This is a genomic window from Marimonas arenosa, assembly GCF_030848945.1.
Taxonomy (GTDB): Bacteria; Pseudomonadota; Alphaproteobacteria; order Rhodobacterales; family Rhodobacteraceae; genus Marimonas; species Marimonas arenosa.
The window spans coordinates 327,615-348,702 of sequence record NZ_JANHAX010000004.1 but is presented as its reverse complement, the minus strand read 5'-3'; the positions used below and the strand labels follow the sequence as shown (position 1 = coordinate 348,702).

Sequence of the window (21,088 nt, the reverse complement as noted above, 5' to 3'; positions counted from 1 at the left end):
CTTCAGCGTTGCATGGGCACAGTCCAGCACCATGCCGAGCGCGCGCGCCGGCTGGACGGCCTCGCGCCCGAAATCAGACAGTCCATCATAGACCGGTGGATCGGTCTGCGAGTCACCGATGTGGCAATGGGCGAAGCGGATCGGCTGGAACGTGGCGATACCGTCGGCGCGTAGGGTTTCAAACCGACCGAGGTCCTCTTCGACCATATGCGCGCCTTCGATGGACAGGAACACGGCGAGTTTGCCCTAGTCGCGAAGCGAGTCGATGTCGTCGGGCGTTTCCGCCGGGGTCATCGGCATGATTTCGAAAAATTCCCGCATATCGGCGATCAGGCGCTGGTACTCGGCCCAGGCCTGGCCCGGCGAGAAGTCGCGGGATTTTTTGCCGGGGGCCCCGAGCTTGGGGATCGGCACGTCGCTCACCAGGTTCACCGAGGCCGCGTGACAGCCCGCTTCCAGCATCTGTTCGACAATCCTGCGAACAGCGTCATCGCCGATATAGCGCGACAACGGATCGTCGCCGGGCGGCAGACCACGGACCTCCCAAAGCCCCAGATGCGTATGCTAGTCGATCGCAGGCGTGTCGCGCAGGATTGCTTACGCGGTTTCGAGGCTTTCGGGGCTTGGAGCCGGCATGGGGACATTCCTTTCGCGGGTATCGTGGGCCGAGATCGGGCCCTTATGCGGAAGTCCCTTTCAGAATAGCGGTAAAAGTGGCCCTGTCGATGTTCGATCCGCAGACGATCACGGCGACGTTTTTGCCGGCCAACTGCGTCCTCAGTGGGCCGATCACCCCGGCAAAGGCCGTGGCCGCCGCCGGTTCCAGCGCCAGGTGGAATTCTTCGACCATCATCCCCATCGCCGACCGGATCTCGTCATCACTCACGGTCACGGCGTCTGACACGCGGGGATGGGCCACGGAAAAGGAATAGTCCGCCGTGAACGGCGCGTTCAGGCTGTCTGCAATGGATGCAATCGTCGTATCGGTCACCGGGTGCCCCGCGGCCAAGCTTTGGCGAAAGACGTCGGACCCCCTTGGTTCGACCGCGTAAACCTCGCAGCCCGGGCGCATCAGGCTGGCGGCAAGCGCAATGCCGGAAATCAGCCCGCCACCGCCGACCGGCACCGCGATGGCGTCCACCGCGCCGATCTGGTGGATCATCTCGTATCCCAGCGTCGCAGTGCCAAGGACGGTGTCCCAACCTTCGAAGGGGTGAATGAAACTGCGGCCCTCATCCGCCACGATCTGCCGGCAGGTCGGGATGATATCGCTGGCCGTCGGCAGGATCACAACTTCGGCCCCATGCGCCGCGATCATGCCCAGCTTGTAGGGGTTGGCGGCCTTGTGCACGACCACTTTGCAGGACACGCCAAGCTGCCCGGCCACATGGGCACAGGCGACACCATGATTGCCGCTGCTGCCGACGACGATCCCTTTCTCGCCGGCCGCTTGCGACAGGTTGGCGATCTTCAATTGCGCCGCGCGCAGCTTGAACGACCCGGCGGTCTGGAATGCCTCAAGCTTCAGATGCACATGCCCCGAAGGCCCGAAGAGCTTGTCCTTGCTGGGCCCGTTTCAGGCCAGAACCGGGGTTTCGATCACCTCTTCGGACAGCTTCGCGTAGGCGGCCGCGATCTCATCCAAAGCGGGGATGTCGGTCATGCGTTCGGATCGACCGCGACCAGCTCGATCTCGACCAGCGCGCCGGGAAGAACCAACGGTGATTGCACGGTGGAGCGGGCCGGAAGATGGTCGCCGAACACCTCCGAGTAGGCCTTGTTGAAACCGGCGAAATCGCCCAGGTCGGTCAGCCAGACTAGGACCTTGGCGACATCGGTCAGTTCCGCGCCCGCAGACTGCAGCACCTTTTCAAGGTTGCGAAGGCATTGCGTTGTCTGGGCCTCGATACCGCCCTCGACCACCTGGAAATTCTCGTCGACACCGAGATTGCCGGACAGGAAGATCAGGCCCCCCGCCCTGGTCGCCGAGCAAAACGGCAGTTTCGCGCCATTGGGCAGGGTGACGGGGCCACCGACGGATTCGACTGACATGCTTTGGTCTCCTTAGTCTGCAAACGGGTTTTCGACATTCGGCCAGTAGTTGCCGTCACGCTTGGTGTATTTCACCAGCGTGATGTCCGAAGGCATCGTGCCCGGCGTGGCCATGTGGATGATCTCATGCGCGATCGGGGCGAAGGCGTTGTAGAAATGGTTCGAGCTTTTAACCACGATGGCCTTCATGTCCGACAGATCGAGGCCGAGATCGGTGAAGGCCGAGGGGTTGAAGCACTGGGTGCGCAGGCTGGACAGGATGATATGCACCCCGTCCGCTTCCAGCCACACGCCGGTGCCCATCGGCATTCCCGTCTCACCCAGCATTTGGGTCATGTTCTCGCGGATACCGCGCACGGTGACATCGAGGTCGATGCTCTCGCCCGAAGCTTCACAGATTTTGCCGCCAAGGCGGATACGCATATTGGCGCCGACACCGACCTCGGTGCACATCCGCACCAGAAGCGGGTCCCAGAAGATGGCAAGGGCGACGTCCTTCATCCCTCGCTCAAGAACCTCTTGCAGCACAAATGTGGAATCCGCGGGCGCCCCGCCACCCGCATTGTCGGCGTAATCGGCCAGGACAAATCCACCTTCATTCGACGCTTGCACCTTGTCGAGCGTGGCAGAAAGCGGCGGGAAATCCTTCTTGATCCCGTGCCGCAGGTCCCACAGCTTGCGCCCGAACTCCTCGGCCACCGCCGCGGCCTTGTCGGCGTCGCCATCGGCGATGGCCAGCATCCGCATGCCGGTGCGTTCGGTATCGCCATAGGGGAAGGAATGGGTCAGCGACAGATGCAGGATGCCATCCTTGCCCTCGCGCTCCTTCATCGCCGTGACGAAATCCTTGGCCGGGCCGTCCTCCAGCGTCGGCATCATCAGCATCATCCGGCAATCATAGTCGCGCATCACCGGCTTGATCTTGCCCTCGGCGGTATCGGCGGCCAGCACGAACAACTCGCGCGCCCGGTCCGGGCTGTCGATATGGGAATATTCCTTGTACTCGACGATCAGGTCGGCGGCGTCCAGCATCGCCTCGGTCAGATGGTTGTGCGGGTCGATTTCCAGCCCGATCACCCGGTCAGGTCCGAGGATTTCGCGCGCGCGGGCCAGGGTATCGCCTTCGCAATCGTCATAGCCGTCGGCGACCATCGCACCATGCATCGAGATCAGGAAGATGTCGGGCTTGTGGGCCCGGACATCGCCCAGGATTTCATCGCGGAACTCCTCATAGACCTTGCGCACCGTGATCCCCGCGGGCTGGGCAAAGGCGGCAAGGCTTTCGATCACCTCCCAGCCGCGCTCCTCGGCCATGCGGCGCCATTCGATCATCGGCGCCGAGAACAGGTTGCCGGGTTCTTGTGTCGCGGTCCGGGTCAGCATCGATTCCTCGAACGAGGCGCGCCCGGTCGGGATCGGGGAATAGGTATTGGTTTCGGTCGCGAGACCGGCAATCAGGACTTTCATCGATGACTCCGTTCGTCAGGTTGCAGACCGGGGCTGGCCGGTCAGGCGCATGCCGAGATCGGCCAAGAGATGGATCAGGACCAACGCGAAGGCGATGGGAATGGCGATGCCGAAAACCGCCATCGGCAGGTCCATGGTTTCCGCCTGCCGGCCCATCAGGCGGCCGACATAACCCGAGGCAAGCTTGCCGTTCAGACCGAAGGCCGAATACCACAGGATCGGCGCGATGAAGGCAAAGGCCCCAAGCGCCCGGAGGATCGCCAACGCCGCGCCCGGGCGGCCGGTTGTGTCGCGCATCGCCGGAAACAGCGAAGGGTCGGCCATGGCGCGAAAGGCACAGGAGCCGCCCAAAACTCCGGCCCAGACCATCGAGAAACGGGCAAGCTCCTCGGTCCAGACCGGTGGCTGATCCAGCAGGTAGCGGGCGACGACCTGCCAACCGGCGGCGCCGATCATCACCAGAACTGCGATAATCGCACCCCAGATCGCGACGGCGTTGAGCGCCGCCGAGATCCGGTCGAGTGTGAGTGCCGCCGCCCGCATCATGCTTATTCGCCTTTCGCCGCGATCCAGGCGTCGAGCGCGCCTTCGGGCATCGGCAGCAGGCCATAGAGCGGTTCGGACGCCTTGCGAAATTCGGCGCGGGCCGCGTCGCTCAGCTCGATCACCTCTACGCCCGCGCCGCGCAGCTTGTCGAGCACGGCAACCTGCGTGCCCAGCCATTCGCGGTTCGCCGCACGGGCGGCCACCACAGCGTCGCCCACGATCTTGCGCTGATCATCCGACAGACCCTGGTACCAGTCTTCCGAGGCGATCACCGCGCGGCTGGAGGGCACCAGGTTGGCATCGGTGAAATGCTTGATGAAGCTGGTGTGGCCGAACATCAGCGGCACGATCGGCGGGTTCAGATAGCCGTCGGCCACGCCGGTTTGCAGGGCGTTGGGAACCTCGTCCCAAGCCACGATGGTGCCGGTCGAGCCCCAGGCCTTGAAGATCGCGATCTGCACCTCGTCCAGTGCCCGCATCCGCAGGTCCGACATGTCGGCGACGCCGGTGACCGGGTGCTTGGTGTTGAAGATCCCCGCGCCTGCGCCGATCAGCGCGATATCGAGTACCCGCACGCCCTTGGCCGTGGTCGCGGAATTGATGCGTTCCAGCATGCCGCCGTCCAGCAGGGCACGGTCCATCTGACCGACGCCGGTGAAGAAATACGGCAGCATCACGCCGAACATGGTGGCATCCAGCGTTCCGGCCGATTTCACGTCCGAAAGCGACACTTCCAAAAGCCCCTGGCTGACCTGGTCGAGTTTCTCGGCTTCGCCGCCCAATGCGCCGCGCTCGAATTCCTCGTACGCCATGCCGTTGGCGGCCAGATGCTCGCCGAAGGTATGCGCCCAGACATAGGTGCCGACGTTTTCGAGGTCCTTGGGACCATCAAGCGCGATCTTGACCTGCGCGCTGGCCGGAGCTGCGAGCGACAGCGCGAGCGCGACGACCGCGCCGCTGATGCGTTTGAGGTATGACATGTGAGTTCCTCCCGGATTGTGGTTTCTTTCGCCCGGATCGGCGATTTTCTCTTCCTCGTTACTGGACGCCGCGTAATTCGTCCAATCGAATTGATTTATGATCTTAGTTCACTTTCCCTATCACGATTACTGCCAAAGCCCCATGGCGCGGGGCAGGACAAGGCTGATGTCCGGCACGAAGACCAGAACCAGCAGGACGATGATCTCGACAATGACAAAGGGCAGGACGGCGCGGGCCAGCTTCCAGTAGTTCATGCCAGTCACCGTCGACACGATCAGAAGGCACCCGCCCAGCGGCGGCGACACGAGGCCAATGGAGAGGTTGAAGCAGACCACGATGCCCAGATGCACCGGATCAATGCCATTCGCCAGCGCAACCGGAGCCAAGAGCGGCACCAGCAACGCCAGCGCCACCGCGATATCCAGCACCATACCGGCGATGATGAAGATCAGGTTCATCATCAAAAGGAACCCGACCGGCCCCAGCCCCATGCGATCCACGAGGTCCGAAATTGCCTGAGGTATTCGCTCCAGCGCCGCCAGATGGCCAAGCGCCGAGATGGCGCAAAGGATCATGAAGATCGAACCCGTCAGGATCGCAGTGCGCTTCAGGCTTTCATAAAGGTCGCTGCGGGTGAACCCCGAATAAAACGCGCCCGCGGCAAGCGCCGCGAACACTGCGACCACCGCCGCCTCGGTCGGGGTCATCCAACCCAGGACAATGCCGCCGACGATGATCAGCGGCAGCGAAAGCGCGGGCAAGGCGGTCACGAGCGAGGGCAGGATCGCCGGGGCCTCTTCCCTGCTCAGGCGCGGATGGTCGTCACGCCAGGCGAAATATCCATTCATGATGAACAGCGCCACGGCCAGCAAAAGCCCCGGCAGGATACCGGCAACGAACAGCGCGGCGACGGATGTCTGCATGATCGCGCCATAGAAAATCAGGATGATCGAGGGCGGCACGATCGGCCCGATGATCGCCGAGGCCGCAGTGATCGCCCCTGCATAGGTCTCGGAATAGCCGCGTTCCTTCATCGCCGGCACCAGCGTGTTCGACAGCGCCGCCGCATCCGCCACGGCCGAGCCGGAGATGCCGGCAAAGAACACCGAGGTCATGATATTGACATGCCCCAGTCCGCCGCGCAGGCGTCCGACCAAGGCCATGGACATGTCGATCAGCGCCTTGGTCACGCCGCCTCGGTTCATCAACTCGCCAGCCAGGATGAATAACGGCATCGCCATCAGGGCAAAGACGCTGATCTGCGAGAACACCTTTTGCGGCAGGATGGCGAGGTATCGCGCGTTGTCGGTTGCCACGAAGGCCAGCACGGTCGCACCACCGATGACGTAAGCCAGCGCCAGACCAGAGGCGAGCAATGCGATGGCGGCGATGGGAACGAGCCAGATCATGTTATGCCTTTCAGCCTGCCCGGTGCCAGGGTCGCCGGGTCAAGCCCTTCTGTGAGGACGTCTTGAGGGATGTCTGAACCCACTATCTGCGAGGCGGCAAAGCGCGACAGCGCCGGGGCCGATTGAATGCCATAGCCGCCCTGACCGGCGAGCCAGTAGAAGCCCTCGGTCTGTTCCGAATAGCCTGCGACCGGGCATTTGTCGGCGACAAAGCTGCGCAGGCCCGCCCAGCGGTTCTCGATCCGCCGGATCTGAAGGTCGAACGCCTTTTCGATCCGGTCGATGCAGATCGCGATGTCCATCTCGTCGGGCTGGACGTCGCACGGCACTTCCGGGTCTTCATTCGCCGGCGAGAGAAGCAGGCGACCGGCATCGGGTTTGAGATAGAAGTCCTCCTCGATGCCCACGACCAGCGGGCAATCATCAAGCGCCAGGCCCTCTGGCGCATCGACGATCAACGCCGTGCGCCGCTTGGGAATAAGCCCGATTTCTTCCGCCCCGGCTAAACGGCCGATATGATCTGCCCAGGCTCCGGCAGCGTTCACGATGATCGGGGCCTCGAAAACCCCTTCCACGCTGGTGATGCGCCAAATGTCGTTGTCTCGCGTCATCGCCGTCACCTCGGCCCGGGTTGCGATCCGGCCCCCCGCCGCCTTGAACCGGCTCAGATAGCCCTGGTGCAAAGCGTGCACGTCGATGTCGAAACAGCCCGGATCAAGGAACCCCCCGGCCACGTAGTCCTCGCGCAAGAGGGGCTGATGGCTGCGTACTCCGGCGGGATCGAGCCATTCCAGCTCTCCCTCTGCGCCCATTTCCGCATAGGCGGCTTCCAGCGCCGCCATCTGGTCTGCGTTGGCAACGAACATGCCGCCGCGTTTGCTCAGGAGCGGGTGATCGGCAAAGCCGTCGGGCGGATCGAAAAAGAACGCCCGCGACGCCCGGGTCAGGGCGCGGATCGGTTGCGGGCCGTAGATCGGCGTATAGACTGCGGCGGACCTGCCGGTGGTGTGATAGCCCGGCTGGCTTTCCATTTCGAGCAGCAGCACCTTGGCCTCGGGCGACAGTTCGGCCGCCACCGAGGCACCCGCGATCCCCGCGCCGATAACGATGATATCGAAAGCTGTCCCTGCGGTCATGGCGCCCTCCCAATTGCCTTTTCCATTCCTATTGCGTGGTAGCCTTGCAATAAAAGAGATCGATTACATGCGTTGACGATATTCCATCGGAACGCGGAAAGGAAAAACCCATGAACCTGCGCCAGCTTCAGCATTTTGTCCTGGTCGCCCAAGAGCGGAATTTTCGCCGTGCCTCGGAAAGGGCGAACCTGTCGCAACCAGCCTTGTCGCATTCGATCAAGGCGCTGGAGCGCGACCTTGGGGTTCAGCTTTTCGAACGCACCAAGCATTCGGTCAAACTGACGGCGGTTGGCGAAACGGTCCTGAAACGCGCGCAAAGCGTCTTGTTTGAGGCGGAAAACCTGACGGAAGAAGTAGGTAACCTGAAATCGGGCGAAGCGGGCCACCTGCGCGTCGGCCTTGTGCCGACTTATGCCTACAGCTTCGGCGGCAAGGCGATTGCGCAGTGGATGGCGGATCGCCCGGATGTCAGTGTCGAAGCCGTCTACAATTCGTCTCAGGTTCTTTCTGGCTTGCTTCAGGAAGAAGAACTCGACTTTTTTGTCTGCGATACACGCCACGTTCCTTCGAGTCCCGAGATCGAGGTCGAACCCTTCGGCGAATTTGGCGGGGGTCTGTTTTGCCGCAAGGATCATCCCGTCCTCGCCTCGGATACGCGCGACAGGACGGCCCTGTTCCAATACGGCTTTGCTTCGGTGAAAATGCCCGAAATCATGCGTCTTGCACTTGCCGCCGAATTCGGTGCCGATGGCAGCAACAAACCCTTCCTGGCCCTGGAATGCGATGCGATAACGGTCTTGCGGCAAGCGGTGCTTGCCACCGATCTCATCTGGTTGGCCAACAGATTCAACGTCGCGGAAGACGTGGCTGCCGGGCGTTTGGTCGAGATCGAGACGAAACTCGAACTGCGCGTTCATTGGGCAATCGCCCGCAAGCGTGGCCGGGTCCTGCCGCCCGCGGCCTTCCCGCTCATGGAGCTTATGAAAAGCCTGCCGATCGCGGCCATGGAGGCTGTCGAAGGCGCGCATGGTGATGTCCCGTAGTTTGCAGCAAGACTTTTCTGCCAAGGCGAGCATAATTAGTCCAATGCATTAAAATAATTACGGCAATTAGTATGACTTAATGGCGAAAGAGGCGTTTCAGGAAGGGACACGTTCAACGCCCCGAACCTATTCAGTTGCTGTCTGATCGCCCCCAAAGGCCAAATCTCCGCCCGCACCCCAAGCGTTGCACACAAATGATCTTCCGCATTGCTTTCCACGTCCGCTTTGGGTGAACCGCCTGGTAGCAATGTCCGAACTACGCACTTTCCGGTAGTTCGCGCGTCGCGCAGCATCCGGTAGAATGGGTTCGGAGTCGCCCTTCGGGAGCGTCGGAACCCGGGCCGCCTCAGCTGAACCTGTAATCCTTCGGAAACCCATAGGGCGGCCGTTTGCCGACGCCGGCGCGCTTGCCCAGCCACTCGCTCATGTCGGGCTCGTGGCGGGTCTTGCCGCCGCCCATTTCCCAGCTCAGACCCTCGGACCAGGCAAAGGTGGTCAGGTCCGACAATCCGCCATCGAGCTCCAGCGATCCCTGGCGCCCGCGCGCCTGGTTGTATTTCTGCAACCGCACGCCCTTGCCGCGGCCCAACTCGGGCAGCTCCGCCAGCGGGAAGACCAGGAACTTACCGTTCTGCGAACAGATCGCCACGTGATCGCCCTGAACCGGTTTGCACACCGCGGCCACCGTGTCCCTGACGTTCAGCACCTGTTTGCCGCTGCGGGTCTGCGCCAGCACCTCGTCCTCGGACACGACGAACCCGTTGCCCTCGGCCGAGGCCACGATCAGCCGCTGCCCGGGCCGATGGATGAACAACGCCACGATCTCGGCCTCGTTGGGCAGATCGACCATCAGCCGCACCGGCTCGCCCATGCCGCGCCCGCCGGGCAGGTTGGCGGCCTGCAGCGTATAGAACCGCCCGTTCGAGGCGAAAACCAGCAGCTTGTCGGTGGTCTCGGCATGGAACACGAACCGTCCCTCGTCGCCGTCCTTGTATTTCAGCTCGCGGGTCAGATCGATATGGCCCGACATCGCCCGGATCCAGCCCATCTTGGAACAGACCACGGTGATCGGTTCCTTCTCGATCATCGCCTCCAGCGGCACCTCTTCCACTTCGGCGGCCTCGGCAAACTGCGTCCGCCGCGCCCCGATCTCGTGGCTCTTGCCGAAGGTCTTGCGGACCTCCTTCAGTTCCTCGCCGATCCGGTCCCATTGCATCCCGTCATCTTCCAGCAGATCCTCGAGATCGGCCCGCTCCTCCATCAGCGCATCGCGCTCGCGCACCAGCGCCTCTTCCTCCAGCCGCCGCAGGCTGCGCAGTCGCATATTGAGGATCGCCTCGGCCTGCACATCCGACAGCCCATTCTCGCGCCCGGCATAGGAATGCGGAATGGCCCGCGTGCCATCGTCGCTTTCGGCCAGTACGCCCGAGGCCACCGCCTCTTCATCCGCCACCAGCACCAGCGATGCCACATCCACCCCGGCCAGCGGCGAGACATAGGACACCTCGTCCATCGCCCGCGCGATGGTCGCCTGGTGCGGCCGGCTCCAGTCCTCGTACATCAGCGCCACCTTGGGGTCGTCGTCATAGCGGATGATGTCGATCACCCGGTCGAGGTTCAGGAACGCGGTGATCAGGCCCGAGAGCACCTCGAGCCGGTTGTCGATCTTCGCCATCCGGTACCGCGAGCGCCGCTGCAGCACCTCGCGGCGGAAATCTAGGAAGGCGCGTAGCACCTCCTTCATCGAGCAGACCTTCGGCGTCACCCCGTCGATCAGCACGTTCATGTTGAGCGAGAACCGCACCTCGAGGTCCGAGTTGCGGAACATCATGTTCATCAGCAACTCGGGATCGACATTCTTCGAGCGTGGCTCGAGGATCAGTCGGATATCGTCGGCGCTCTCGTCGCGCACATCGGCGAGGATCGGCACCTTCTTGGTCTGGATCAGCTCGGCGATCTTCTCGATCAGCTTGGATTTCTGCACCTGGTAAGGGATCTCGGTGACCACGACCTGCCAGGTGCCGCGGCCCAGGTCCTCGACCTCCCATTTGCAGCGCAGCCGGAACGCGCCGCGCCCGGTGCGATAGGCCTGGGCAATCGACTCCCTGGGCTCGACGATCACGCCCCCGGTCGGGAAATCCGGCCCCGGCACGTAGTTCAGCAGCGTGTCGTCGCGTGCATCCGGCGTCTTGATCAGATGCAGGCAGGCGCCGATCAGCTCGTCGATATTGTGCGGCGGGATGTTGGTCGCCATGCCCACCGCGATCCCCGCCGCGCCATTGGCCAGCAGGTTGGGGAACTGCGCCGGCAGGACGCTCGGTTCTTCCAGCCGTCCGTCGTAATTGGGCCGGAAATCCACCGCGTTTTCCGAAAGCCCCTCAAGCAGCGCCTCGGCAAACACCGTCATCCGCGCCTCGGTATAGCGCGAGGCGGCGGGGTTATCGCCGTCGATATTGCCGAAGTTCCCCTGCCCGTCAACCAGCGGATAGCGCACCGCGAAATCCTGTGCCAGCCGCGCCATGGCGTCATAGATCGCGGCATCGCCATGGGGGTGGAAATCGCCCATCGTGTCGCCGCTGATCTTGGCGGACTTCAGGAACCCGCCGCCGGAATTCAGCCGCAGACGGCTCATCGCGTAGAGGATGCGCCGGTGCACCGGCTTCAGCCCGTCGCGCGCATCCGGCAGCGCCCGGTGCATGATGGTCGACAGCGCATAGGTCAGGTAACGCTCACCGATGGCACGGCGCAGCGGTTCGGAAATTTGGGTGCCTGTATCCTCTGGATCGTCCAGCAAATCGCTCATGACCCGCTTCTACCGGCCCGATTCCGCCCCATCAAGCGCTTTGCGGCGCGCTGCAGCCGGGTCGGGATTTCCTGACTGGCCGGGCAACCGTGGATGGTGCAGGATTGCATCAGGGAAAATACCGGTGTTCTTCCCCTCCGACTCCGAGGGGCGAATCGGCTATAAGTCCCGCATTCACCGGGTGAATGTGTAAAGGGGATGCGCAGATGTGGCGCTTGATCGTTGTGACTTTCGGATTTCTCGGATGGGCGTTCTACGTTCTCAGCGGCGGCGCGGATTACGCGCCCGCTGACGGCTCGCGTCAGCACGCCGCCGCATTGAAGGCCAGTCAACCCGACCCGGAGCCGAAACACATTGCCGCCGAACCACAGCGCACCGCCCAATCGACCGACAAGCCGGCCAGGCTGGTTCTTGCTGCCGCGCCATCGCCGCAACGGCGCCCGAACGCCCCGGTCAGCGATGCCGAAAAACGCCTGCGCCTCACGCTCAACACCGTGCGTCAGGCCGTAGCCGCCGAAGACGACGCGACCGCCGCGCGATCGGGCTCGCCTGGGGTCGAGACCGTCGCCGCCGATCCGCAGAAAATCGCCCGCCTGATCGCCGCCGCCGGCGCCGCGCGCCCGCAAACCGAGCCCAGCACCGGAGCGGACACCGTGGCGGCCGAACCCTCTCCCGACCTTCGCAAGGTCAGCGCCTCCCGCGTAAACCTACGCCAGGGGCCCGGCACCGATTACAGCGTGGTCACAAAGCTGACCCGGGACACCGAGGTCGAAGTGCTCAGCGACGACGGCGACGGCTGGGTCAAGCTGCGCGTGCTCGCGTCAGGCCGTGTCGGCTGGATGGCCGACTACCTGTTGGTGGCGGCGAAGTAGGCGCTCGTTTCCGCGCACCTTCAGCTTCTTGTTGCAGATCGTCCGGATTGCGGACGAAGCGGTCATTTGATGCTTGCCCGGAACAAGTTGATTTGAATGTTCGAAGCGCTCCGCCTGCATTGCTGGCCAACACCTACTCTTTTTCCCGGCGGGTGGTTGCCTTCAGGAAGATCCGCAACCCAAGACAAAGAGGCCATTTTCGTTCAATAGTGACTGGCCAATCCTGCCGAGGAGACGTCGTCATGAGGCCGCGTCACCTTTCGGCATCTGTTTCGTGGCCTCAGCATCGCCTGAACCTCGCGTTTGCGCAGAAAGTCCCGGGCCGGAGGGCCATTCAGCGCCGCGTCGGGCGTCGGGGCTTGTCCAAAGATTTCGGCTGCAGCCCGTCGGTCGTGATGCGTCATCCCATTCAAAACCATGGGTCCTAGCAAAAGCGATTCCGACAAGCAGCCGTTGGCATAGACAAGTTCGTGTCGATCGCAGGCGAAATGAACCCACGTGATATCCCGTTTGCTTTTCATGTGCCGTATACCCGGCAGGCGTGTCAGAAATTTTGCCGGGGCCAACGCTTCGGCACCGAAAAAATCCTGCAACTGCAAGTTGGACCCGACCAATACCCTGTGCTGCGGCGACACGATCAGGTCACGAGCCGGACGCCCCGGGCCAAGCGCACCTGCACCGATCAAAACCGGTTTTGCGTCGGTGTCCTCCGCGTCAAGTAGATGCATACCAGAGTGGATCCAGCGGATTGGCTGAGCGCCACGGTCAAGCGTCATGACATGGTTGCCTGGCCTCAAACACTCAACCGGAACATTTCCGCGGTCCGTCAGTATGTCGGTGCCAAGGGCATAACAGACGAAATCAGTGCTTTGCCGATCTGCAACCAGCCTGCCAGAGGAGATCGTGTAGATCGAATCAAGGGTGATGCTTGCAATCGGCGCAGCGGTCATTGCGGCATGGTCCGCGTTTGCGGACGTCTCCGGCACCAGATAAAGGTTACCGTCGGCATCCTGGATCACAACCGCGGTGATGGTCGCGCTTGGCGTACCGTCGGCATAGGTGATCGTGGCATTATAAACTGCCAGCCCATCAAAGGTCTGTGCCGGGCCGCCATCGATACTGAACGTGTCGTTAGAAATCGTGTTGTCGATATCATACATGTTCGACGTGCCACCAGAATAGCCGACCGGCGACAGGGTGTGCTGGGCGTTGTAAGCCAGCGGCGCGTCCGTGGAGCCGAAGGTCATACCGACCAACGCGCCGTCGTTTTCGCTCAGCACGTTACCTTCCGCCGTGTCAATTTCCGGCGCAGTGCCCAAGTAGAGGACTTCGAAGGTTACCGCCATGTTCGGTCTCACACCGCACTATGACCTGACAGTCTCTATGGCATGTCGAAAGCGCGGACTTTGCCAAAGGAATTTGACCCGATAGTCGCGTCAAATCATCAACATCTCGTTTAAATCGAGATGCGCAAATTTGTTGCACATCACCGCTGAGACATGTGCCTTGATTGCCTGAGCATACAATTACTTCCATGCTGGTTGTGAGTACCGTGCCCAGCGGCGATCCTCTACATTCTCCCGCCAGATTCTCCCTCGCGTTTCAACTTGCGCCAAGGGCTTGAAGTCGCCCGGTTCCGCAAAAGCGCCACCTGATTGCCCCACGCCCCGAAATCGATTAGCCCTGCGCTGACGGGCGAAGGCAGGCACAGGGCGTGGCGATGACAGGCAAATCCATCCTTATCACCGGATGCTCTTCGGGCATCGGCTATGATGCCGCGCACGGGCTCAGGTCCCGCGGCTGGCGGGTCTTTGCCTCCTGCCGAAACGCCAGCGATTGCGACCGTCTAAGCGAGGAAGGGTTTGAAAGCCCGCGCATCGACTATGCCGAGGCCGACAGCATCTACAACGGGCTGGCCGAGGTGCTCGAGGCCACCGGCGGCCGGCTCGATGCGCTCTACAACAACGGCGCCTTCGCCATCCCAGGCGCGGTCGAGGACCTGCCCGCCGGCGCCCTGCGCGCGATCTTCGAGGCCAATGTCTTCGGCCAGCACGAGTTGACCCGGCTGGTGATTCCGGTGATGCGGGCCCAGGGGCACGGGCGGATCGTCAACTGTTCCTCAGTCCTCGGGCTGGTGCCGATGCGCTGGCGCGGCGCCTATGTTGCGAGCAAGTACGCGCTTGAAGGCCTGACCGACGTGCTCCGTCTCGAAATGCGCGACACCCCGATCCATGTGATCACGCTCGAACCGGGCCCCATCACCTCGAGAATCCGCGAGAATTCGATCCCGCATTTCGAACGCTGGATCGACTGGCAAGCCAGTCCCCGGGCCGAACAATACCGCAGCACGCTGCTCAAGCGGCTCTACGAAGAACGCGATCTCGATACGTTCGAACTGCCGCCGATGGCGGTCACCAGGAAGCTGGCGCGCGCGCTCGACGCCCGCCGCCCGAAACCACGTTACTACATCACCACGCCGACTTATCTGATGGGCACGGCACGTCGCCTGCTGCCCAGCCGCGCGCTCGACTGGCTGATCTCGAAGGGGTAGACACCGGTGCAAGCGGCAGTGGTCGTGCCGCTGTTCGCGCGGAGGCTCTGGATCCCGCATCACATCGGCATTGCACGTTCCGCACGGCACGACCTATGGTCGCCTGAAACACCCGGAGGCGCCCATGTCCGCAATCGATTTCTGGTTCTCGATCGGTTCGACCTACACCTATCTCACCGTCCGACGCCTGCCCGAGCTGGCCGCACGTGAAGGTGTCGACGTCACCTGGCGACCCTTCGACGTCCGGGCGATCATGCTCGAACAGAACAACATCCCCTTCCGCGACAAGCCGGTGAAGACCGCCTATATGTGGCGCGACATCGCGCGCCGTGCCGGGAAATACAGGCTCGCGCCGCAACTGCCCGCCCCCTATCCACTCAATGACCTCGCCTTTGCCAATCAGGTGGCGCTGCTCGGCCTGAACGAGGGCTGGGGCCAGAAATTCGTCATTGCGGCCTATGAAAACTGGTTCGAGAAAGGGCTGGTCCCCGATGAAGGCGAAGGCCTGACCGCCAGTCTCGAAGCCGCCGGCCAGGACCCGGAACCGACCATCGCCCGCGCCGCCTCCGACACCATCGCCGCACAGCTGGTACAGGACACTGAAACTGCCCGCGATCTCGGTGTGTTCGGCAGCCCCAGCTTCGCCGTTGGCGGCGAAATCTTCTGGGGCGACGACCGGCTCGAAGATGCCATCGCCTGGGCCCGCCACGGCAGCCTCGCCTGACGCCGCGCCAAATCGCCCCTTCGCTTTTTCCGCGTCAGCCCCTATGTGGGCGTCAACGAACACGAAAGGACATGCAATGGCCGACGATCCGCTTTTCTGGGTGGTGGCACTCGCCTGTATCGCCGTTCTGGTCATCCTGATGATCGGCGTCGGCGGATTTGCCAAGGGCGGCGACTTCAACCGCAAGCACGCCAACAAGGTGATGCGCTGGCGGATCGGCGCGCAGGCGATCGCCATTGCCCTGATTCTCCTGTTCGTCTGGCTGCGTTCGAAAGGCTGACACCATGGTGGTTCTGTCGAAAATCTATACCCGCACCGGAGACAAAGGCGACACCGCGCTCGGCGACGGCTCGCGCCGGGCCAAGTATGACCTGAGGGTCGACGCCTACGGCACGGTGGACGAACTCAACGCCACGCTGGGCCTCGCCCGTCTCTACGTCGAGGACGACGACATCGACGAGGCGCTCGCCCGCATCCAGAACGATCTGTTCGACCTCGGCGCCGATCTCTGCCGGCCGGACATGGCCCGCGATGCCGAGGCCGACTACCCGCCGCTGCGCATGGTCCCGGCCCAGGTCGAACGGCTGGAGCTGGAAATCGACGCGATGAACGAAATTCTCGAGCCGCTGCGCAGCTTCGTCCTGCCCGGCGGCAGCGCGCTTGCCGCGTATCTCCACCTTTGCCGCACCGTCGCCCGCCGGGCCGAACGCCTGGCCGTCGAACTGGCCGGCGCGGAAGACGTCAATGATGCCGCGTTGAAATACCTCAACCGTCTCAGCGACTGGTTTTTCGTCGCTGCCCGCGTCGCCAATGACGAAGGTCGCGACGACGTGCTCTGGGTGCCCGGCGCCAACCGGTGAGATCACGGTTCGTGCTTCACATTCACGTGGCCACGGCAGACGCAAAGGTGCCGGGCGGTTAGAATATCGCAACCCGGTCAAACAGGAGTTCCCGCGATGCGCCGACTCGCCCTTGCTTTCGCCTGTCTCGCAACCCCCGCGCTGGCCCAGCAGCATGGCCATACCCAGCAGCCTTACGCCGGGTTCGAGCAGCGCGCCATCAAGAGCCTGTCGCCCGACGACATTGCCGAAATCGAGTCGGGCGGCGGCTGGGGCCTCGCCTTGCCTGCCGAACTCAGTGGCAAACCGGGCCCGGCACATGTGCTCGAGTTGCGGGAGGATCTGCAACTTACCCCTGCTCAGGTCGCCGCCATCGAGACGATCCATGCGCAAATGAAAACCGAAGCGATCGCCGCCGGTGCCCGGTTCCTGGCCGCCGAAAAGGCCCTGTCCGACGCCTTCACCGCAGACAGTCTTGATCCTCTTACCCTTCAAGCCCTGCTCGACGCCGCCGCCGATGCCCGCGCCGCGTTGCGCTTCGTGCACTTGTCGCGCCACCTCGAGACACCGGCCCTGCTTACCCCGCATCAGGTCGCCCGCTACAACCAGCTGCGCGGCTATGCCGCCGATCCCTGCTCCAGCGTGCCCGAAGGTCATGCGCCGGAGATGTGGCGCAAGCACAACAATTGCGATTGATGCCGCCGAGACGCGCGAAGACGGCGAGGCGGGTTGGCGCAACGCCGCCACATTCTTGCCGGCAGCCTCGCGGAGAGCCGCCCGAGCAGGTCTCATGCCCGACCCGCGTTGTCCCCGCGGCAGCCTGAAACATTCTGGCAAAGAATCCCCGGCAAAACCCGCGAACGCGACGTCGGTTGGCGCTAACGTGACGATTTTGCCCTGTTTCCGCCCGCCCCAAGCCTGTAACAACGCCGCGAGATACTGACTCGCCCCGCACGCGGGGCACGGGAGCAACCAAGGAGATACGCCAATGAAGGTGCTTGTGCCTGTCAAACGCGTGATCGACTACAACGTGAAGGTCCGCGTCAAGGCGGACGGATCGGGCGTCGATCTTGCCAATGTGAAGATGTCGATGAACCCCTTCGACGAGATCGCCGTCGAAGAAGCCATCCGCCTGAAGGAAGCCGGCAAGGCTGAAGAGGTGGTGGCAGTCTCGATCGGTGTCAAGCAGGCCCAGGAAACCCTGCGGACCGCGCTCGCCATGGGCGCCGACCGCGCCATTCTCGTGGTTGCCGCCGATGACGTGCACACCGATATCGAACCGCTGGCGGTCGCCAAGATCCTCGCCAAGGTGGTCGAGGAAGAGCAGCCCGGCCTCGTGCTCGCCGGCAAGCAGGCGATCGACAACGACATGAACGCCACCGGCCAGATGCTGTCGGCCCTGCTGGGCTGGAGCCAGGCGACCTTCGCCAGCGACGTCGACATCGAAGGCGACAGCGCCAAGGTCACCCGCGAAGTCGACGGCGGCCTGCAGACCATCTCGGTCAAGATGCCGACCATCGTCACCGTTGACCTGCGCCTCAATGAACCGCGCTACGCATCGCTGCCCAACATCATGAAAGCCAAGAAAAAGCCGCTGGATGAAAAAACCGCCGCCGATTACGGCGTCGACGTCACGCCGCGGCTCGAAATCGTCAAAACCGACGAGCCCGAGGCCCGCCAGGCCGGCGAGATCGTGCCGGACGTCGATACGCTTGTCGCCAAACTCAAAGAGAAGGGGGTCGTGTAATGGCTGTTCTCCTGCTTGCCGAAGTCAACAACGGCGAACTGGCGATGGACGCCACCGCCAAGGCCGTCACCGCCGCAAAAGCCCTGGGTGACGTGACCGTTCTGGCCGCCGGTGCCTCGGCCGCCGCTGCCGGCGACGCCGCCGCCAAGATCGACGGCGTTGCCAAGGTGCTGGTCGCCGAAGACGCATCGCTCGGTCACCGCCTGGCGGAATCGACCGCCACGCTGATCGTCAGCCTTGCTGGGGATTACGAACACATCGTGGCCCCCGCCACCACCGACGCCAAGAACGTGATGCCGCGCGTTGCCGCATTGCTCGACGCAATGGTGATCTCGGATGTCTCCGGCGTCGTCGACGGCTCGACCTTCGAGCGCCCGATCTATGCCGGCAACGCCATCCAGACCGTCAAGTCGTCGGACGCCAAGAAGGTGGTCACCTTCCGCACCTCGACCTTCGACGCCGCCGGCGAAGGCGGCGCTGCCCCGGTCGAATCCGTGCCGGCCGCCGCCGATCCGGGCCTGTCGAGCTGGGTGGAAGACAAGGTTGCCGCAAGCGACCGTCCGGAACTGACCTCGGCGGGGATCGTCGTCTCGGGCGGCCGTGGCGTCGGTTCGGAAGAGGACTTCAAACTGATCGAGAGCCTCGCCGACAAGCTCGGCGCCGCCGTCGGCGCCAGCCGCGCCGCGGTCGACTCGGGTTATGCCCCGAACGACTGGCAGGTCGGCCAGACCGGCAAGGTCGTCGCCCCCGATCTGTACGTTGCCGTCGGCATCTCGGGCGCCATCCAGCACCTTGCGGGCATGAAGGACTCGAAGATCATCGTCGCGATCAACAAGGACGAAGAGGCACCGATCTTCCAGGTCGCCGATTACGGTCTCGTGGCCGACCTCTTCACCGCCGTGCCGGAACTGATCGAGAAGCTCTGACACGCGGCGCGCGAGCGCGCACTCCAAGTCTTCTCAAAGGCCCGCCCAACCCGGCGGGCCTTTGTCATTGCGTCATTGGTTGCGGTGCGTCTCCAGCAAGCCGGCCAGCTGCGACGCCACTTCCTCCGCCGCCTCTGCGTGCGCCGCCGGCCCCAGCATGCCCTGGGCCGCCGGCGCCTCGAGGTCGGAAAACACCATGCCGCGGGTGCCGCGGGCCAGCGCCTTCGGGCTCGCAACCGCCTCGATCACCCCGGCCGCGCCCGACCGCAACCGCTCGATCATCCAGCGTTCCACCGCGAAGGGGTCGTTGCGGGTCTGGGCGATGTCGGTCTTGTCCTCAGGGGCGTGATCGGCGAACCACAGCAGCACCGCCCGCCCCTCGAACCGCGACAACAGCAGCCCCATCCGCGCCAGCCAGGCGTGTTGCAGCTCCTCGATCACCAGGCGGAAACGGTCAGGCGCACGCACCGCCAGCGCGCCCAGCATGTGGCGGGTGAAATGGAACTCGGTGAAATCGATGTCACGGAACACCGATTTCATCATTGCCGAGGCCTTGAGGAACCGGTCGTTGCGGCGCGGATGCACGGCATAGAACCGGTTCGACAGGTTGTTGGCTCCGGTCACCTGGATGACAGCCAGCCGCGCGTCCACCGCCGTGTTCAGCACCGCCGGATCGTTGAGGAACACGTCCACCCCGGCATTCATCTGGCCGAAATTCACGCAGGCCAATCCCAGTGTCTGTTCAACCAGCGCCGGAAACGGATCGGCGATGAACTTGCCATAGGTCTCGGTCCCGCCGAGAAAGGCGATGTAATCGCGTTCCAGCGCGCGCGCCGGTCCGCGAAAGGTCAGTCGGCTGCCGCCATACGTGCACGGGGCATAGTCGAGGGGCCCGCTCCCCATGTTTTCGAAGGTCATCTCACCCACCAAGTTTTCTCACCCACGGAAATGAGTCGCAGAAACCCCTTTCCGAAAGGCTAACCGGCGGATTTGCGGAAAATTTTCCGCGCCACGGTAAAATGACCACGCAAAACGTGCAGCCCTTGCAGAGCGCACCGGCCCGGGCCTATTCTCGGGTATCGACATGACAGGACCGGGCAGGACAGGGGCAGCGCGATGGACATCAGCAAAGTCGGCGTGATCGGGGCGGGGCAGATGGGCAATGGCATCGCCCATGTGATGGCACTGGCGGGCTATGACGTGGCCCTCAACGACATCAGCCAGGACGCGCTCGACACCGCCATGGCCCGGATTGAAAAGAACATGGGCCGCCAGGCCGGACGCGGCCTGATCAGCGAAGATGACATGGCCCGGGCCCTCGCCCGCATCACGCCGACGCTCGACACCGCCGAGGTCGGCGCCGCCGACCTGGTGATCGAGTCGGCGACCGAGAACGAGGACATCAAGAACAAGATCATCGCGGGCCTGTTGCCGCATTTGCAGCCCCACACCATCGTCACCTCCAACACGTCGTCGATTTCGATCACCCGGCTGGCCAGCCGCACCGACCGGCCCGAGAAATTCATGGGCTTCCACTTCATGAACCCGGTGCCGCTGATGAAACTGGTGGAATTGATCCGCGGCATCGCTACCGACGAGGAAACCTACAAGTCCTGCCTCGCCGTGGTCGACCGCCTGGGCAAGACCGCCGCCAGCGCCGAGGATTACCCCGCCTTCATCGTCAACCGTATCCTGATCCCGATGATCAACGAAGCCGCCTACGCGCTCTACGAAGGCGTCGGTAACGTCGCTTCGATCGACAACGCCATGAAGCTCGGCGCCAACCACCCTATGGGGCCGCTTGAACTGGGCGATTTCATCGGCCTCGACACCTGCCTGGCGATCATGCACGTGCTGCATGACGGGTTGGCGGACACCAAGTACCGCCCCTGCCCGCTGCTGACCAAGTATGTCGAGGCCGGCTGGCTCGGGCGCAAGGCCGGCCGCGGCTTCTACGACTATCGCGGCGACATGCCGGTGCCGACCCGGTGA

The 21,088-nt window shown here is 63.4% G+C and carries 21 protein-coding genes and 1 pseudogene; 10 read left to right on the top strand and 12 right to left on the bottom strand.

The window, feature by feature from the left end; genetic code table 11:
* Positions 1-42 precede the first annotated feature (42 nt).
* The 9 genes and pseudogenes from NO357_RS21435 to NO357_RS14930 all read right to left on the bottom strand — a co-directional run.
* A pseudogene (locus NO357_RS21435) lies at positions 43-207 on the bottom strand (hypothetical protein); the annotation flags it as partial.
* 39 nt (positions 208-246) lie between these two features.
* Positions 247-510, bottom strand: a complete 264-nt coding sequence (locus NO357_RS14965; protein WP_306736504.1) for a hypothetical protein — start codon at positions 508-510, stop codon at positions 247-249.
* A 169-nt stretch (positions 511-679) separates the two neighbouring features.
* Entirely contained in the window at positions 680-1,534 is an 855-nt protein-coding gene (locus NO357_RS14960; RefSeq protein WP_306736503.1) for a threonine ammonia-lyase, read from the bottom strand.
* A 125-nt stretch (positions 1,535-1,659) separates the two neighbouring features.
* A complete protein-coding gene (locus NO357_RS14955) occupies positions 1,660-2,052 on the bottom strand; it encodes a RidA family protein (protein WP_306736502.1) in 393 nt (130 codons plus the stop codon).
* 12 nt (positions 2,053-2,064) lie between these two features.
* Positions 2,065-3,519 carry a M81 family metallopeptidase gene (locus NO357_RS14950; protein WP_306736501.1) on the bottom strand — a complete coding sequence of 485 codons (1,455 nt, stop codon included), beginning with the start codon at positions 3,517-3,519 and terminating at the stop codon, positions 2,065-2,067.
* Positions 3,520-3,534: 15 nt separating this feature from the next.
* Positions 3,535-4,065 carry a TRAP transporter small permease gene (locus NO357_RS14945; RefSeq protein ID WP_306736500.1) on the bottom strand — a complete coding sequence of 177 codons (531 nt, stop codon included), beginning with the start codon at positions 4,063-4,065 and terminating at the stop codon, positions 3,535-3,537.
* A gap of 2 nt (positions 4,066-4,067) precedes the next feature.
* Positions 4,068-5,045, bottom strand: a complete 978-nt coding sequence (locus NO357_RS14940; protein ID WP_306736499.1) for a TRAP transporter substrate-binding protein — start codon at positions 5,043-5,045, stop codon at positions 4,068-4,070.
* A 126-nt stretch (positions 5,046-5,171) separates the two neighbouring features.
* Positions 5,172-6,455 carry a TRAP transporter large permease gene (locus NO357_RS14935; RefSeq protein WP_306736498.1) on the bottom strand — a complete coding sequence of 428 codons (1,284 nt, stop codon included), beginning with the start codon at positions 6,453-6,455 and terminating at the stop codon, positions 5,172-5,174.
* Positions 6,452-7,591 (bottom strand): NAD(P)/FAD-dependent oxidoreductase, encoded by a 1,140-nt coding sequence (locus tag NO357_RS14930; RefSeq protein ID WP_306736497.1) that lies wholly within the window; start codon positions 7,589-7,591, stop codon positions 6,452-6,454. The genes NO357_RS14935 and NO357_RS14930 overlap by 4 nt, the downstream gene beginning before the upstream one ends.
* Before the next feature lie 110 nt (positions 7,592-7,701).
* On the opposite strand from NO357_RS14930, the gene NO357_RS14925 reads away from it, so the two are divergent.
* Positions 7,702-8,634, top strand: coding sequence for a LysR family transcriptional regulator (locus tag NO357_RS14925; RefSeq protein WP_306736496.1), 933 nt, complete (start codon positions 7,702-7,704; stop codon positions 8,632-8,634).
* A 346-nt stretch (positions 8,635-8,980) separates the two neighbouring features.
* Here the strand turns inward: NO357_RS14925 and NO357_RS14920 are convergent, their stop codons facing one another.
* Positions 8,981-11,437: a DNA topoisomerase IV subunit A gene (locus tag NO357_RS14920; protein WP_306736495.1), complete on the bottom strand. Its 2,457-nt coding sequence runs from the start codon at positions 11,435-11,437 to the stop codon at positions 8,981-8,983.
* A 206-nt stretch (positions 11,438-11,643) separates the two neighbouring features.
* Between NO357_RS14920 and NO357_RS14915 the strand changes: the two genes are divergently transcribed.
* On the top strand, positions 11,644-12,309 hold the full coding sequence (locus NO357_RS14915; RefSeq protein ID WP_306736494.1) for an SH3 domain-containing protein: 666 nt from the start codon (positions 11,644-11,646) through the stop codon (positions 12,307-12,309).
* Positions 12,310-12,512: 203 nt separating this feature from the next.
* On the opposite strand, the gene NO357_RS14910 is transcribed toward NO357_RS14915, so the two are convergent.
* Positions 12,513-13,655, bottom strand: a complete 1,143-nt coding sequence (locus tag NO357_RS14910) for a Hint domain-containing protein (protein WP_306736493.1) — start codon at positions 13,653-13,655, stop codon at positions 12,513-12,515.
* Positions 13,656-14,029: 374 nt separating this feature from the next.
* Between NO357_RS14910 and NO357_RS14905 the strand changes: the two genes are divergently transcribed.
* From NO357_RS14905 to NO357_RS14875, 7 genes are all read left to right on the top strand, one after another.
* Entirely contained in the window at positions 14,030-14,860 is an 831-nt protein-coding gene (locus tag NO357_RS14905) for an SDR family NAD(P)-dependent oxidoreductase (RefSeq protein WP_306736492.1), read from the top strand.
* A 124-nt stretch (positions 14,861-14,984) separates the two neighbouring features.
* Positions 14,985-15,584 (top strand): 2-hydroxychromene-2-carboxylate isomerase, encoded by a 600-nt coding sequence (locus tag NO357_RS14900; RefSeq protein WP_306736491.1) that lies wholly within the window; start codon positions 14,985-14,987, stop codon positions 15,582-15,584.
* Between the two features lie 76 nt (positions 15,585-15,660).
* Entirely contained in the window at positions 15,661-15,864 is a 204-nt protein-coding gene (locus NO357_RS14895) for a twin transmembrane helix small protein (protein WP_306736490.1), read from the top strand.
* 4 nt (positions 15,865-15,868) lie between these two features.
* A complete protein-coding gene (locus NO357_RS14890) occupies positions 15,869-16,444 on the top strand; it encodes a cob(I)yrinic acid a,c-diamide adenosyltransferase (protein ID WP_306736489.1) in 576 nt (191 codons plus the stop codon).
* A gap of 96 nt (positions 16,445-16,540) precedes the next feature.
* Positions 16,541-17,119 (top strand): periplasmic heavy metal sensor, encoded by a 579-nt coding sequence (locus NO357_RS14885; RefSeq protein WP_306736488.1) that lies wholly within the window; start codon positions 16,541-16,543, stop codon positions 17,117-17,119.
* Positions 17,120-17,411: 292 nt separating this feature from the next.
* A complete protein-coding gene (locus tag NO357_RS14880; protein WP_306736487.1) occupies positions 17,412-18,170 on the top strand; it encodes an electron transfer flavoprotein subunit beta/FixA family protein in 759 nt (252 codons plus the stop codon).
* The gene (locus NO357_RS14875; RefSeq protein WP_306736486.1) at positions 18,170-19,096 is read left to right on the top strand and encodes an electron transfer flavoprotein subunit alpha/FixB family protein; all 927 of its coding nucleotides are present in this window, start codon (positions 18,170-18,172) and stop codon (positions 19,094-19,096) included. The genes NO357_RS14880 and NO357_RS14875 overlap by 1 nt, the downstream gene beginning before the upstream one ends.
* 72 nt (positions 19,097-19,168) lie before the next feature.
* Here NO357_RS14875 and NO357_RS14870 read toward each other — a convergent pair whose 3' ends face one another.
* The gene (locus NO357_RS14870) at positions 19,169-20,014 is read right to left on the bottom strand and encodes a DUF6473 family protein (protein ID WP_306736485.1); all 846 of its coding nucleotides are present in this window, start codon (positions 20,012-20,014) and stop codon (positions 19,169-19,171) included.
* Between the two features lie 198 nt (positions 20,015-20,212).
* Between NO357_RS14870 and NO357_RS14865 the strand changes: the two genes are divergently transcribed.
* Entirely contained in the window at positions 20,213-21,088 is an 876-nt protein-coding gene (locus NO357_RS14865) for a 3-hydroxybutyryl-CoA dehydrogenase (protein WP_306736484.1), read from the top strand.